Origin of the sequence: Kribbella sp. CCNWLW201 (assembly GCF_037203805.1) — a bacterium.
Classification (GTDB): Bacteria; Actinomycetota; Actinomycetes; order Propionibacteriales; family Kribbellaceae; genus Kribbella.
In genome coordinates, this window is record NZ_JBBCBQ010000012.1 from 176,220 (window position 1) to 191,165 (window position 14,946).

Genomic DNA, 14,946 nt, shown 5'->3' on the forward strand with positions numbered 1-14,946 from the left:
GTACACGAGTCACCTGCGGGCCGGTCCTGATCGGGGGATTGTCCCCGTCCACGGGTAACCTCTGGGCATGATCATCGCTGTGGACGGGCCGAGTGGCTCGGGTAAGTCGAGCACGGCCCGAGGGGTCGCCACCAGGCTCGGGCTGCGTTATCTCGACACCGGGGCGACGTACCGCGCGGTGACGTGGTCGGCGCTGGAGTACGGCCTCGACCTGGACGACACGGCAGCTGTGGCCCAGCGGTGCCGGGAGCTGCGGCTGGAGGTCAGCACCGACCCCTCGAAGCAGTACGTGATCGCCGACGACATCGACGTGACGGCCGCGATCCGGGAGCCGCGGATCAGCGAGACCGTCAGCAAGATCGCCACCAACCTGGACGTCCGCAAGGAGCTGATCCGGCGGCAGCGGGCCATCATCGACGACGCCCAGCCGACCGGCGGGATCGTGGTCGAGGGCCGTGACATCGCCACCGTGGTCGCGCCCGACGCGGAGCTGAAGGTGCACCTCACCGCCGACCAGGACGCCCGGCTGGCCCGGCGCGGCGCCGAGCTCGAGGCCGGGGCGGTGACGCACGAGCAGTTGCGGGACCAGATCGTCCGCCGGGACGCCGACGACGCCACCGTCTCGCAGTTCCTGGTCGCCTCGGACGGCGCGGTCACCGTCGACTCGACACATCTGTCTCTGGAGGAGGTCATCGACGTGATCAGCAGACTCGCCAAGGAGGCCGAGGCCGCCCCCCGCGACCGGGAGTCATGACAGTACTTTTGGCCGGGCCTCCGGCGCCGGCAGGGTCATGGGGCCTTGGCTCCCGCCCTTCCGTCGCCACTCCAGTCGCTTCGCTCCCTTCGCTCCTCAGTCCAGGGCGGGAGGCCCCATGACCGCGGAACTGACGGGGCACCTCGAGCTGCCCCGCACCGACGACCTGCCGCCGTTGCCCTACCGGCTCGCGTTGCCCGCTCGGAGGGCGGCCCGGCCGTACTTCCGGCGCAGGTACAAGCTGACCATTCATCACGAGGACCGGTTCCCGCGGACCGGTCCGGTGCTGATGACCCCGAACCACCTGAGTCTGCTCGACGGGCCGCTGCTGGGTGCGATCGCGCCCCGGATGCTGCACCAGCTCGGCAAGATCGAGGCTTTCGGCGGTCTGCAGGGGCGGCTGCTGCGGATGTTCGGCCAGATTCCGGTCGATCGGTCGACGTACGACGTCCTCGCGGTCCGGCAGTCGATCAAGGTGCTCCGGGACGGCCGGGTGCTGAACATCTACCCGGAGGGGACCCGCGGCGCGGGCGATTTCAGCCGGATCCGGACCGGCGTGGCCTACCTGGCGATGGTGACGGGCGCCCCGATCCTGCCTGTCGCACTGCTCGGAACGCGCCTTCCGCACGGTGATGTGGAGGGTTTTCCACCGGCCGGGAGCCGGGTGGACGTAGTCTATGGCGAGCCCTTCACGATTGACCGCGTACCCTTTCCCAGGAGGCATTCCGACGTACGAGCGGTTGCCGACCAGATCGGCGACGTGCTGCGGGCCCATGTCAGGGCGGCCGTCGAAGTGACCGGGCACCCGCTCCCGGGTGAGCCAGACAAGAAGGATCCTGATGAGTGACCTGCCCACCGGCTACGACTTTGCCGAGCCCACGCACGACCGTGAGGACACGGGCCCATTGCCCGTGCTCGCGATCGTCGGCCGGCCGAACGTGGGCAAGTCCACGCTGGTGAACCGCATCATCGGCCGCCGCGAGGCCGTCGTCGAGGACACCCCGGGCGTCACCCGGGACCGGGTCTCGTACGACGCCAACTGGGCCGGCCGCGGCTTCACCGTCGTCGACACCGGCGGCTGGGACCCGGACGCGGTCGGTATGGCCGCGCTGGTCGCCGCCCAGGCCGAGGTCGCGATCAACGCCGCCGACGCGGTCCTGTTCGTGGTCGACGCGACGGTCGGCATCACCGACGCGGACGAGGCGGTCGTCCGGGTCCTGCGGAAGTCCGGCAAGCCCGTCGTACTGGCCGCCAACAAGGTCGACGACCAGCGGGTCGAGTCCGAGGCGATGAACCTGTGGAGCCTCGGCATCGGCGAGCCGTTCCCGGTCTCCGCGATGCACGGCCGCGGCACCGGCGACATGCTGGACGCCGTCCTGGCCGCGCTGCCCGAGGCGCCGCCGGAGCGCGACGGCGAGGCCGGCGGACCGCGCCGGGTCGCGATCGTCGGCAAGCCGAACGTGGGCAAGTCCTCGCTGCTGAACAAGGTCGCCAAGGAGGACCGGGTCGTCGTCAGCGACGTCGCCGGTACGACGGTCGACCCGGTGGACGAGCTGATCACCCTCGGCGGCAAGGAGTGGCGGTTCATCGACACGGCCGGCATCCGGCGCAAGGTGAAGAACGTCCAGGGACACGAGTACTACGCCTCCCTGCGGACCAACGCGGCAATCGAGCGGGCCGAGGTCGTCGTGGTCGTGATCGACGCCTCCGAAGTGATGTCGGAGCAGGACCTGCGGATCATGAACGCGGTCGAGGAGGCCGGCAAGGCGCTGGTGATCGCCTACAACAAGTGGGACCTGGTCGACGAGGACCGGCGCTACTACCTGGAGCGCGAGATCGACCGCGACCTGGTCCAGTTCCGCTGGGCACCGCGGGTGAACATCAGCGCGCTCACCGGCCGCCACATGGAGAAGCTGGTGCCGGCCATCGAGGCCGCATTGGACGGCTGGCAGACCCGCGTCCCGACCGGCCAGCTGAACGCCTTCCTCGGCCGCCTGGTCGCGGCTCACCCCCACCCGGTGCGCTCCGGCAAGCAGCCCAAGATCCTCTTCGGCACCCAGGCCACCACGATGCCGCCGACCTTCGCGATCTTCACCTCCGGCCAGATCGAACCGTCGTACCAGCGCTTCATCGAACGCCGCCTCCGCGAAGACTTCGGCTTCGTCGGCAGCCCCGTCCACGTCCAGATCCGAGCCCGCCAAAAGAACAAGAAACGCTGACCGGACCCTGGTCGGAGCACCAGATCGGATGAGGTAAGGTTTACTCCGCTCACCTCTCGGGGCGGGCATCGGGCTGTAGCGTAGCTTGGTCAACGCGCCAGTCTGGGGGACTGGAGATCCCGAGTTCAAATCTCGGCAGCCCGACCCCACAAAGAGGGGCACCGATTTTGTCGGTGCCCCTCTTTACGTTTGTCCCCATGGCAGCAACGAAGGACAGGCGAACCTGGAACGATGCCCAACTGCGACAGGCGGTGGCGGACAACCAGTCCTGGCGTGCGGTTGCCCGCGCCCTGGGATTGAAGGCGACGTCCGCAGGCGTGATCCGGACGATCAAGCGCCATGCGGATCGTCTCGGCCTGAACGCGACGCACTTCACCGGCCAACGTCGGTGGTCAGACGGTCAGCTGCGCTCAGTGTTGCTGGGCTCGAGTTGCTGGGCGGAGGTGCTGACCGGGCTCGGTGTCATCGACAACGGCGAGAACCGGGTTCGAGTCAAGGGACACGCTGTCCGGCTGGGCTTGGATTGCACACATCTGACGAAGCTGGAACGACCGGAGACACCGGTGGATGTGTTCAACGAGCCGATGCGGCCGGAGATGCTCCGATATGCGGCGTCGGCGGTGGCGATGGCCTGGTTCAGCTTGCGTGGGTGTGCAGTGGCGCTGCCGGTCGAACCTCAGGAGTATGACCTGCTGGTGACGACGACCAAAGGCATCCAGCGTGTTCAGGTGAAGACGTCCGCGTCCCGCAACGGCAAGGGCCGCTGGCAGGTCGGCATTGGGTGGCGCCCCTACGTGCTCGACAAGACGGCCGGCAAGATGCCTTACGACCCTGACTCGCTGGACCTATTCTTCATCGTCCTCGGCGACGGCAGCATCTACGTCATCCCCAGTTCCGTCGTGGCGGGCCGGGTGGCCATCGATCCAGAGAACTACACACCGTACCGGGTGGGGGATGCGTCGAGTCTGCTGCGTGGGGCATCAGCCGGCGCTGATGCCCCACGCGGGTCAGCTCACGTTCGCGAGTTCCTTGGATTCCGGCGCTTCCGTGACACGAAGGGATTCGCCTTCGATGTCTACCTTTGGGGTTATGCGGTCGAGCCACTTCGGGAACCACCAGGCTCGGTCGCCGAGGAGGCTGAGCACGGCGGGGACGAGGGTCATGCGGACGACGAAGGCGTCGATCAGGACGCCGATGGTGAGGCCGAAGCCGATGGCCTTGATGATCGGGTCGTGCACCATGATGAAGCCGGCGAACACCGAGGCCATGATGAGCGCCGCCGCCGTCACCACCCGGGCGCCGTGGCCGAGGCCCTCGACGGTCGCCTCGGTCGCGTGCTTGCCGTGCACGAACTCCTCCCGCACCCGGGACACGATGAACACCTCGTAGTCCATCGCCAGCCCGAACAGCACGCCCATCATGATGATCGGCAGGAAGCTGACCAGCGGCCCCGGTGAGTCCACGCCGAGCAGCGAAGCACCCCAGCCCTGCTGGAACACCGCGACCGTGATCCCGAACGTCGCGCCGATCGTCAGCACGAACCCGAGCGTCGCCTTCAGCGGCACCAGCAGCGACCGGAACGCCAACAGCAAGAGCAGGAACGACAGGCCGATGACGACCAGCAGGTACGTCGGCAGCGCGTTGGACAGCTTGTTCGACACATCCACCCCGACAGCCGTGTTGCCGGTCACCGAGATCGTCGTGTCACCGGTGGCGAGCGGCTGGATGGCGGCACGCAGGTTCTTCACCAGGTCCGCGGTCTCCTCAGTGGCTGGACCGCTGGCCGGGATCACCTGCAGCAGTCGCGTCGACCCGTCCGCACTCGCCGGACCGGGCTGCGCCGCGACCATGTCCTTGAGTCCCTGCGTCTTCGCCAGCACCTGCTCGACCACTGCACCAGAGGTCGCCGCGCTGTTGCTCTTCACAACGACCACGAGCGGACCGTTGGCACCCGGGCCGAAAGCGGCCGCAGTGAGGTCGTAGGCGACCCGCTGGTTCGTCCCAGCCGCCGCCGACGCGCCGTCCGGCAACGCCAGCTGCATGTCCTTGACCGGGATCGCCAGAAAGCCGAGCCCGATGATGCCGAGAGCAACGATCGGGACGCGGAACCGGGTGGTGAACCGGCCCCAGCGGAACCCAAAGCCTTCGGTCGGCGAGGTCGGCGCGGCCGCCGTCGGTGCCTTCCGGAGCTTGCGGGGGAGGATCCGCTTGCCGACGAACCCGAGCAGCGCCGGCAGCAGCGTCAACGCGACGAGTACGGCGGTGAGTACGGTCGCCGCGGCCGCGAAGCCCATCGCAGTGAGGAACGGAACCCCGACCACACTGAGCCCGGCCAGCGCGATCACGACGGTCGCGCCGGCGAACAACACCGCCGAACCCGCGGTCGCGGTCGCCCGGCCGACCGACTCCTCCTCGTCCATGCCCTCGGCCAGCTGGGTCCGGTGCCGCGAGCTGATGAACAACGCGTAGTCGATCCCGACCGCCAGCCCCAGCATCAGCGCCAGGATCGGCGCCGTCGACGACACATCGGTGAACGCGGTGACCAGGAACAACCCGGCCATTCCGGCCAGCACGCCGAGCAACGCGGTGAGCAACGTCATCCCGGCCGCGACCAGCGAACCGAAGGTGACGACCAGTACGACGGCCGCGACCGCGACTCCGATCACTTCGGTCGCCCCGACCTCGGGTACGCCGCCGACGATCTGGCCGCCCGGGACCACCTGAAGATCCCCGGAACTGAGTCCGCTGAGACCGTCGTACGCCTCGGTGCTCTCCTTCGCGAGCTCGTCGGCCGGCTTGTCGAACTGGACGCTGATCAGGCCGGTGGCGCCGTCCGGGCTGATCGCCTTGCTGGTGAAGGGATCGATCGCGGCGATGACTCCGGAGACCTTGGCGACCTGCGCGACCGTCGTACCGACGGCGGCCTTCACTGCCGGGTCGGCGAGGGTCTTGCCCTCGGGTGCCTTCACCACCACGGTCGAGGAGGCTCCGCTCGCGGCGGGCAGCTCGGTCTTGAGGGCGTCGAGTGCGCGCTGCGACTCGGTGCCGGGGATCGAGAAGGTGTTCGTCGTCTTGCCGCCGAGGGTCAGCGCGCCGACCCCCAGCAGGACGAGGAAGACCGCCCAGACGGCGGCGACGAGGCGCCGGCGCTGGTAGGAGAACCGGCCGAGCCGGTACAGCAGATTGGCCATCGGGGGATGCGTCCGTTCGTGTGCAGGGGAGAGAACAGGCACCCGCAGGCGCCGGGCAGCCGGGATCAGGCGCGTTTGAGGAGTCGTCGCAAGGCGGTGTCGCAGAGGGTTCGGAGTTCTTCGTCGGTTCGTTCGCCGGGGTGGCGGCACTCGCCGAGCAGGCCGTTGATAGCGAGGGTGGCGAGGTCGCGCTCGAGCTGGTCGTCGCTGCCGGCCAGGTAGCCGGACAGCTGCATGCCGTCGGTGATCAGTCCGCTGATCTCCGGGATCTCGTCGATCACCGGAAGGATGTCCTGGACGACCTGAACCACTCCGCGGTGCTTCACCGCGAGGTCAGTGAACTGCTGGATCGCGATCTCTTGTGCCACCGCCCGGGGCACGCCGTCGACGGTCTTGATCAGGATGGCCAGGTCGGCAGCCGCCGGTTCGAGTACGGCGGCGAGCACGGCCGGCTTGCCGTGGAAGTGGTAGAGCACGGTCGCCTTCGAGCAGCCGGCCGCGGTGGCGATGTCCTGCAGGGACGTCGAGTTGTAGCCGCGGGCCTGGAACAGGTCCATCGCCTGCCGGACGATCTCGTGCCTGGTCCGCTCCCGGGCGGGGGTGGTGACTGCCATGTCAGCCATCATCCTGACCGATCGGCCAGTTTTCAACCGATCGGTCAGTTCTGTGGTCCGGCTCACGACTCTGGCCCGACTTTGCTTGCGGTGTAATCCTGTAATTGGGAGGCGAACATGGCCGAGGAGACTGCTGGGGACGACGTACTGGACGCTTACTCCCGGGTGGTCTCGGGTGTGGCGGAGCATTTGATCCCGCGGGTCGCCAGCCTGCGGATCGCGAGCCGCCGGGGTGACTCGTCCGGGTCGGCCGTGGTGCTGACCGAGGACGGCCACCTGCTGACGAACGCGCACGTGGTCGGCGGCGGCGAGCAGGCGACAGCGGAGTTCGCGGACGGTACGGCGGCCCAGGCGCGGGTGATCGGTGTCGACCGGCTGTCGGATCTCGCCGTACTGCGATCCGACCGGGAGATCCCCGATCCGCCGGAGTACGGGGACGCGGACCAGGTGCGGGTCGGGAACCTGGTGGTTGCGGTCGGCAACCCGCTGGGCCTGTCCGGGAGTGTGACGGCTGGAGTGGTCAGTGCGCTCGGCCGGTCGCTGCCGGTGCGGACGTCGAACGCGACCCGGATGATCGAGGACGTCATCCAGACCGACGCGGCGCTGAACCCGGGGAACTCCGGCGGAGCGCTTGCCGACGGCAACGGCCGGGTGATCGGCATCAACACCGCGGTGGCCGGCATCGGTCTCGGCCTCGCGGTTCCGATGAACACGACCACTCGCCGGATCATCTACGCGCTGCTGCACGACGGTCGAGTACGGCGTGCTTACCTCGGGCTGGTCACCACGCCCGCACCGCTACGCCCACAACTCGCCGAACGCTTCGACCAGCGCACCGCGCTCCGCGTCGTTGAGGTGATCGCCGGAAGCCCCGCGGCCCAGGCCGGCCTCCGCCAAGGTGACCTCGTCCTCGCCGTCGACGGCGCACCACTGCGGGACGCCCAGTCCCTCCAACGTCTCCTCTTCGAAGACGCCATCAGCCGCCGCACCGAAATCACCGCCATCCGCAACGGCGCCCTGGTCGACGTCGTAGCTCTACCCGCCGAACTCACGGACCGATAGCCCGGATCAGCTTAGGATCGGTCGGGTGGATGAACGGGTGCGGCTGGCGGGGGAGTTGTTTGGGCGGGCGCTCTTCAACGGGGAGGCTGATGCGCTGGCGGATGCCGATCGAGAGCTGGATGCGGCCGAGGCCGACCTGGTGCTTGCTCGGGGGAAGGTGCTGCATGGGCGGTTCCTGGCGAACCGGGTCGAGGATCCGCGTGAACTGGAACTGTTCGAGCGGGCGCTGGCGCTCTACAACGCCGTGGAGGACGAGCGGGGTCAGGCCGAGGCGTTCTTCTGGATCGGCTGCTTCCACCAGGTGGTCCGCGACGACACGGAGCCCGCGGTCTCGGCGCTGACCCTGTCGCGTGCGCTCGCCAGCAAGACCGGCGACGATCTGACCTTGTCCTACGCCCTCCGCCATCTGGGCACCGCGGCTCACATGGCGGGCAACCTGGACGAGGCCCGGGCGCTCCTCGAGGAGTCGACAGCACTACGTCGTACCCTCGGCTTCACCGCCGGAGTCGCCGCCAACCTGGTCGGGCTGATCTATCTGAGCGACGGCGACGACGCGCGGGCCCTGGCCGACGAGGCGGCGGAGCTGGCGGCCTCGGTCGGCGCCGCGACCATCAGCGCACAGGTCGAAGAGGCGCGGTCACGTCTCTAGCGGCCCGCCGCGGAGTGGCCGGCCGTCGATCGCGCGGCGCTCGTTGTCGCGGACACGCGGCTCGTAGTGGGCGAAGAAGATCTTGCCGACCAGGTCGCGCCGGCTGCGGACGCCGGTCTTGTCGAAGATGTTCTTCAGATGCTGCTGGACGGTATGTGCGGAGACGACGAGCCGCTCGGCGATGTCGGTGGTCGAGTTGCCCTGCAGCACCAGCCGAGTGATCTCCTGCTCGCGATCCGTCAGTCCGTACGCCGACATGAGCAGGGGAGCTATGCGGCCAGGATGGGCCGGCTCGACGATCACGGCGACGCGGCGGGAGCTCGACGAGACCAGCGAGGATCCGTGCAGCACGACCCAGCGCCCGGACCGCGACAGCACCCGGGATACAGCGACTTCGCCGGCGTCCGGGTAGGTCGCCGTACGCAGAGCCCGGCCGGCGACCGCAAGCACCGCCGAGGGCAGCCGGCCCGCGGCCAGGTCGCCGTCGGGTAGTTCGGCGATCCAGTGTTCGACGCCCGGTGTGGCGGATTCGATCTCCCAGTCCTCGGTGATGACGATGAGGCCGGGCGCGTCGGTGCCTTGCGGATCGGTGGCCTCGCCGAGGAGCAAGGAGCCGCGGGCCCCGGCCGCCAGCACGGGTGCGACGGCTCGGATGAAGGCGAGGTCGTCGGCATCGAAGAGCGGCTGGCCCACTTCGCGGTAGAGGCCGAGTGCTCCCCACACTTCGCCGGTCCTCGTTCGCAGACACGCGATCAGCTCCTGGTCACCACCGAAGGCGATGTTCTCGTGCCAGCGCGGGCTGCTCGCCGGGTTGCCACCGGTGGCCTCGTGCAGTGTCGAGATGCCTCGCTCCGATCGGGCGACGTCGACGAGTTGGTTGACGTCGTCGGCGTAGTACTCCTGGGCGAGCCATTCGGGCGGAAGCTCCGGCATGCCTTCGTTGAAGTGACTGGTGACCAGTAGCGAGGCCGGATCGAGCGTGTACCAGCAGGGTGCCTGGTAGTACGGGACTGCGCCGGCGATGGCCTCGGACGACTCGCGCCAGAACGTGACGAGGTCGAGCCCCCGTCGGGTCAGCGCCCCTATCCGGTCGCTCGCACGCTCTTTCGCGTACCCGCTCACACCATCACAGTACGGCGCCCCGACCCGGCCTCGGGATACCACATATCTGGAATGGTCGGCCGGTGGTCCCGTTCTTAGCGTCGAGGCATGACACAAGCACGAGTGGTAGGGCCGTCCGAGGGCGTGACGACGACAGACGAGCAGGGGACCAGGGCCGACCGGTACCTGATCGACAGTGTGGATACCGGTGGCCAGTTCTCGCTGGTCGAACACACTTTGGGGCCGCGGGTGCTCGCGGCGCCGGTCCATCTGCACACGCGGGAGGACGAGTACAGCTTCGTTCTCGCGGGGCGGTTGGGAGTGATGCTCGGTGACCAGGAGGTGTTCGCGGAAGCGGGCACGCTCGTCTTCAAGCCCCGCAGGCAGTGGCACACCTTCTGGAACGCCGGTGACGAGCCGCTCCGGGTGCTCGAGATGATCTCGCCCGGAGGCATCGAGGCGCTGTTCCGCAAACTGGCCGAGCCAGGCGGTGAGTACGACCCGGAGACGCTCCCGGCGCTGGCCGGCAGCTACGGCTGCGAGGTCGACTTCGAGGCGACGATGCCGATTGTCGAGCGCCACCAATTGATCTTCTAGGTGAACCCGTGAGCGCGGCCCGAACCCCTGAGGAGCTCGAAACGCTCCTCGAGGACGCGTTCGTCCTACATGACCACGAGGCGCTCGCCCAACTGTTCGAGCCGGACGCCGTCTTGCACCGACCGGGGCAGCGTGGCGAGGCCCACGGCCGGCAGCAGATCGAGTGCCTCGTGGCCGACCTATGGGACCACCAGAGCCAGTACGTCGCCAACCCCAGAGCGGTCCTCCAGCTACGGGGGACCGCCCTGATCATCAGCGAGCCAGCCATCAACGTCGTACGACGAACTCCAGACGGCACCTGGCGCTACGCCATCGTCTACCTCAGCCACTGACCTCCAGGGATCGGGATCTGCTAGTCGGTCACCGTCTCGGAGACGTGGCCGGGGTGGCCGACGGAGCGGGACGGTCAAGCGCCATCGAGGTCGTCCTCCACCACGCCTACGTGCGGTGAGAGATACGGATCTGCCTCTGGAACTACGGAGCCGCGCTTCATGACCCACGCGACCCAGCGGTTCTCGTTCGCGCCTTGGGCTTCGTCGTCGTAGACGTGTAGCAGGCCGTACGACCACGGCGCCGCATCAGCGATTCTTCGGAACGCCTCGACCACAGTGTCTTGGCGGTGATTGCGTAGGCCTGCCATCCACAGGTGAGCCGAGCCGTTGGCGATCCGTAGATCGGCTGTCTGCAGGTCGCTCTGTAAGCCGGCGAGTTCCTTGAGCACGGCGTCGTACGCGTCCTGGCTCAGGTTGTCGGCCTTTCCGCCGAGCGCGTCCTGGGAGTCCCGGACCGTGGCCCAGCCGTGGTACTCGAATACGCGTGTGCCTACCAGCCGCGCGCTCGCCAGTCGGGGAGGTTGGGGCGTTCCTTGCCGAGGGTGGTGTCGGAGCCGTGGCCTGGGTAGACCCAGGTTTCGTCGGGGAGGGCGTTGAAGAGCTTGGCCTCGACGTCGTTGATGAGGGAGGTGAACCGCTCGGCGTCGCCCTGGGTGTTGCCGACGCCGCCGGGGAACAGGGAGTCGCCGGTGAAGAGGTGGGGGGCGCCGGCCGGGTCGTCGTACAGGAGGGCGATCGAGCCCGGGGTGTGGCCGACCAGGTGGATGACCTTGAGCGTGCACCGGCCCACCGGGATGGTCGCGCCCTCGTCGACGAGCTCGTCGGTGGGTACGTCGATGCCCTCGGCGTCGTACCGGCCGGCGACCGTCGTCGCGCTGGTCCGGGCCACCACCTCGGCGAGGGCCTGCCAGTGGTCCTGGTGCCGGTGGGTGGTGACGACCCGCTCGAGCCCGCCGTCGCCGATCAGCCTCAGCAGCGTCTGCGCGTCGTTGGCCGCGTCGATCAGCACCTGTTCGTCGGTACGGCGGCAGCGGAGCAGATAGGCGTTGTTGTCCATCGGCCCGACGGCGACCTTGGTGATCATCAGGTCGGCCAGCTCGTGGGTCTGCACGGGTCCGCCGACCTTGACGTTTCCGTGGTACTCCGGCATGCGCCCTCCCGGGGAAGTCGGTATCACCGCCGATCCTTGCATCAAACCGGTCGCCAGGTCATGTTTGCCAGAACCACCCTTCTCGATCGAATATACTTTCGAAGCGCGTCTCCTCGGGACCTCCCGATCCGGCGCCGGAAGTTTTTGTCGGTGGGCCTCGTTAGCATGACCGGGCATGCCATGGAACCCCTCGAGAACGGCTGAGAGTGAGCTTGTGTCTGACCGTCTGATCGTGCGCGGAGCGCGTGAGCACAACCTGAAAGACGTCTCGGTCGACCTGCCGCGGGACGCCATGATCGTTTTCACCGGCCTGTCCGGGTCCGGCAAGTCCAGCCTGGCGTTCGACACGATCTTCGCCGAGGGCCAGCGGCGGTACGTCGAGTCGCTGTCGGCGTACGCGCGCCAGTTCCTCGGCCAGATGGACAAGCCGGACGTGGACTTCATCGAGGGCCTGTCACCGGCCGTCTCGATCGACCAGAAGTCCACCTCGCGGAATCCGCGCTCGACCGTCGGCACGATCACCGAGGTCTACGACTACCTCCGGTTGCTGTTCGCCCGGGCCGGCCGTCCGCACTGTCCGGAGTGCGGTGAGCCGATCGCGCGGCAGACCCCGCAGCAGATCGTCGACCGGGTGCTCGAGCTGGACGAGGGCACCCGGTTCCAGGTGCTCGCGCCGGTCGTCCGCGGCCGCAAGGGGGAGTACGTCGACCTGTTCCGCCAGCTCAGCGGCCAGGGCCTGTCCCGGGCCCGGGTGGACGGCGAGACGATCCAGCTGATCGAGCCGCCGAAGCTGGACAAGCAGAAGAAGCACACCATCGAGGTCGTCGTCGACCGGCTCGCGGTGAAGCGCTCCGCGCGGCAGCGGCTGACCGACTCGATCGAGACCGCGCTCGGCCTGGCCAGTGGCCTGGTCGTGCTGGACTTCGTCGACCTGCCGGAGAACGACCCGCACCGCGAGCGCCGGTTCTCCGAGAAGCTCGCCTGCCCGAACGATCACCCGCTCGCGATCGACGAGCTGGAGCCACGGTCGTTCTCGTTCAACTCGCCGTACGGCGCCTGCCCGGTGTGCACCGGTCTCGGCACCCGGATGGAGGTCGACCCGGAGCTGCTGGTCCCGGACCCGTCCAAGTCACTGGACGAGGGAGCGATCCAGCCGTGGTCGGGTGCGAACGTCACGCAGTACTTCGAGCGGCTGCTCGAGGCGCTGGCCAGGGACCTGAAGATCAAGACCAGTACGCCGTTCGGCGAGCTGCCGGCGAAGGCGAAGAAGTCGCTGCTGACCGGGCACGACCGGCAGGTGCACGTCTCGTACAAGAACCGGTACGGCCGCGAGCGGTCCTACTACACCACCTTCGAGGGTGTGATCCCGTACGTCGAGCGACGGCACGCGGAGGCGTCGAGCGACACCAGCCGGGAGCGCTTCGAGGAGTACATGCGCGAGGTGCCGTGCCTGGCCTGCAACGGCGCGCGGCTGAAGCCGATCTCGCTCGCGGTCACGCTGGGTGGGAAGAACATCGCCGAGATCAGTGCGATGTCGATCGACGAGGTGCACGAGTTCCTCGTCCAGATGGACCTGTCCCCGCGGGAGAAGCAGATCGCGGAGCGCGTGGTCAAGGAGATCGGCGAGCGGCTGCGGTTCCTGCTCGACGTCGGCCTGGACTACCTGGCGCTGAGCCGGCCGGCGGGTTCGCTGTCCGGTGGCGAGGCGCAGCGGATCCGGCTCGCGACCCAGATCGGCTCGGGGCTGGTCGGCGTACTGTACGTGCTCGACGAGCCGTCGATCGGTCTGCACCAGCGGGACAACCGGCGGCTGATCGACACCCTGGTCCGGTTGAAGGAGCTCGGCAACACGCTGATCGTGGTGGAGCACGACGAGGACACCATCGACCACGCCGACTGGGTCGTCGACATCGGCCCAGGTGCCGGTGAGCACGGCGGTCAGGTGGTCGTCTCCGGCACGGTCGAGGACCTGAAGAACCACCCCGACTCGATCACCGGTGCGTACGTGTCCGGCCGCCGGGAGATCCCCATCCCGCCGGTCCGGCGACCGCTCACCGAGGGCCGCGAGCTCACCGTGTACGGCGCCCGGCAGAACAACCTCAAGGACATCGACGTGACCATCCCGCTCGGGGTGTTCGTCGCGGTCACGGGGGTGTCCGGCTCGGGCAAGTCGACGCTGGTCAACGACATCCTCTACACCTCGCTCGCCCGGCAGATCTACGGCGCCCGCACGGTGCCCGGACGGCACACGAAGATCTCCGGGATGGAGCTGGTCGACAAGGTCATCCACGTCGACCAGTCGCCGATCGGCCGGACCCCCCGGTCGAACCCGGCCACCTACACCGGCGTGTGGGACCACGTCCGCAAGCTGTTCGCGGAGACGCCGGAGGCGAAGGTCCGCGGGTACCAGCAGGGCCGGTTCTCGTTCAACGTCAAGGGCGGCCGGTGCGAGGCCTGCTCGGGTGACGGCACGCTGAAGATCGAGATGAACTTCCTGCCGGACGTCTACGTCCCGTGCGAGGTGTGCCACGGCGCCCGGTACAACCGGGAGACGCTCGAGGTGCACTACAAGGGCAAGACGGTCGCGGACATCCTGGACATGCCGATCGAGGAGGCGTCGGAGTTCTTCGCCGCCATCCCGGCGATCTCGCGGCACCTGACGACGCTGACCGAGGTCGGTCTGGGGTACGTCCGGCTTGGCCAGCCCGCGCCGACGCTGTCCGGTGGTGAGGCGCAGCGGGTGAAGCTGGCCTCGGAGCTGCAGAAGCGGTCGACGGGCCGGACGGTGTACGTGCTGGACGAGCCGACCACCGGTCTGCACTTCGAGGACATCCGCAAGCTGCTCGGCGTCCTCGGCGGCCTGGTCGACAAGGGCAACTCGGTGCTGGTGATCGAGCACAACCTCGACGTGATCAAGACCGCCGACTGGATCATCGACCTCGGCCCGGACGGCGGCCGACGTGGCGGGACGCTGGTGGCCGAGGGTACGCCGGAAGACGTCGCGACGAACCCGGCGTCGTACACCGGCGAGTTCCTGGCCGAGATCCTGGCCGGCCGCGCCGCCAAACCCAGCGCCAAGAAGCAGGCGGCCGCGGCGAAGACGGCCGCGAAGAAGGCTCCGGCCAAGAAGGCACCGGCAAAGAAGGCCGCAGCCAAGACGACGGCAGCCAAGACGACGACAGCAGCCAAGAAGACGGTCGCCCAGAAAGCGACCAGAAAGCGCGCAGAAAGCCGCAGTTGACATCGTTCGGGTACGGCGACTGCGCGTAGGACGTCC

13 protein-coding genes, 1 tRNA gene and 1 pseudogene are annotated in these 14,946 nt (G+C 68.4%); 10 read left to right on the forward strand and 5 right to left on the reverse strand.

The window, feature by feature from the left end; all coding sequences use genetic code 11:
- Positions 1 to 67 precede the first annotated feature (67 nt).
- The 5 genes and pseudogenes from cmk to V9K99_RS42835 form a co-directional block, all read left to right on the forward strand.
- Entirely contained in the window at positions 68 to 754 is a 687-nt protein-coding gene (gene cmk, locus V9K99_RS37055) for a (d)CMP kinase (RefSeq protein ID WP_337010573.1), read from the forward strand.
- Positions 755 to 872: 118 nt separating this feature from the next.
- Complete coding sequence (locus V9K99_RS37060) at positions 873 to 1,601, forward strand: lysophospholipid acyltransferase family protein (protein WP_337010571.1); 729 nt, start codon at positions 873 to 875, stop codon at positions 1,599 to 1,601.
- A complete protein-coding gene (der, locus tag V9K99_RS37065) occupies positions 1,594 to 2,973 on the forward strand; it encodes a ribosome biogenesis GTPase Der (RefSeq protein ID WP_337010569.1) in 1,380 nt (459 codons plus the stop codon). The genes V9K99_RS37060 and der overlap by 8 nt, the downstream gene beginning before the upstream one ends.
- A 69-nt stretch (positions 2,974 to 3,042) precedes the next feature.
- Positions 3,043 to 3,117: transfer RNA gene (locus tag V9K99_RS37070), tRNA-Pro, on the forward strand.
- Between the two features lie 482 nt (positions 3,118 to 3,599).
- A pseudogene (locus V9K99_RS42835) lies at positions 3,600 to 3,863 on the forward strand (group I intron-associated PD-(D/E)XK endonuclease); the annotation flags it as partial.
- Between the two features lie 117 nt (positions 3,864 to 3,980).
- Here V9K99_RS42835 and V9K99_RS37075 read toward each other — a convergent pair.
- Entirely contained in the window at positions 3,981 to 6,164 is a 2,184-nt protein-coding gene (locus tag V9K99_RS37075; RefSeq protein ID WP_337010565.1) for an MMPL family transporter, read from the reverse strand.
- A 65-nt stretch (positions 6,165 to 6,229) separates the two neighbouring features.
- Complete coding sequence (locus tag V9K99_RS37080; protein WP_337010563.1) at positions 6,230 to 6,778, reverse strand: TetR/AcrR family transcriptional regulator; 549 nt, start codon at positions 6,776 to 6,778, stop codon at positions 6,230 to 6,232.
- Between the two features lie 117 nt (positions 6,779 to 6,895).
- Between V9K99_RS37080 and V9K99_RS37085 the strand changes: the two genes are divergently transcribed.
- Positions 6,896 to 7,840: a S1C family serine protease gene (locus tag V9K99_RS37085; RefSeq protein ID WP_337010561.1), complete on the forward strand. Its 945-nt coding sequence runs from the start codon at positions 6,896 to 6,898 to the stop codon at positions 7,838 to 7,840.
- Positions 7,841 to 7,865: 25 nt separating this feature from the next.
- On the forward strand, positions 7,866 to 8,489 hold the full coding sequence (locus V9K99_RS37090) for a tetratricopeptide repeat protein (protein WP_337010559.1): 624 nt from the start codon (positions 7,866 to 7,868) through the stop codon (positions 8,487 to 8,489).
- Here V9K99_RS37090 and V9K99_RS37095 read toward each other — a convergent pair.
- The gene (locus tag V9K99_RS37095; RefSeq protein WP_337010557.1) at positions 8,478 to 9,611 is read right to left on the reverse strand and encodes a helix-turn-helix transcriptional regulator; all 1,134 of its coding nucleotides are present in this window, start codon (positions 9,609 to 9,611) and stop codon (positions 8,478 to 8,480) included. The two genes, V9K99_RS37090 and V9K99_RS37095, sit on opposite strands and share 12 nt — an antisense overlap.
- Before the next feature lie 87 nt (positions 9,612 to 9,698).
- On the opposite strand from V9K99_RS37095, the gene V9K99_RS37100 reads away from it, so the two are divergent.
- Complete coding sequence (locus V9K99_RS37100) at positions 9,699 to 10,187, forward strand: cupin domain-containing protein (RefSeq protein ID WP_337010555.1); 489 nt, start codon at positions 9,699 to 9,701, stop codon at positions 10,185 to 10,187.
- Between the two features lie 8 nt (positions 10,188 to 10,195).
- Entirely contained in the window at positions 10,196 to 10,519 is a 324-nt protein-coding gene (locus tag V9K99_RS37105; RefSeq protein ID WP_337010553.1) for a nuclear transport factor 2 family protein, read from the forward strand.
- Positions 10,520 to 10,593: 74 nt separating this feature from the next.
- Here the strand turns inward: V9K99_RS37105 and V9K99_RS37110 are convergent, their stop codons facing one another.
- On the reverse strand, positions 10,594 to 11,094 hold the full coding sequence (locus tag V9K99_RS37110) for an Imm7 family immunity protein (RefSeq protein WP_337324173.1): 501 nt from the start codon (positions 11,092 to 11,094) through the stop codon (positions 10,594 to 10,596).
- On the reverse strand, positions 11,010 to 11,669 hold the full coding sequence (locus V9K99_RS37115) for an MBL fold metallo-hydrolase (RefSeq protein ID WP_337010550.1): 660 nt from the start codon (positions 11,667 to 11,669) through the stop codon (positions 11,010 to 11,012). Before V9K99_RS37115 ends, V9K99_RS37110 begins: the two co-directional genes overlap by 85 nt.
- Before the next feature lie 214 nt (positions 11,670 to 11,883).
- On the opposite strand from V9K99_RS37115, the gene uvrA reads away from it, so the two are divergent.
- Entirely contained in the window at positions 11,884 to 14,910 is a 3,027-nt protein-coding gene (gene uvrA, locus V9K99_RS37120) for an excinuclease ABC subunit UvrA (protein ID WP_337010548.1), read from the forward strand.
- Positions 14,911 to 14,946: the final 36 nt, after the last annotated feature.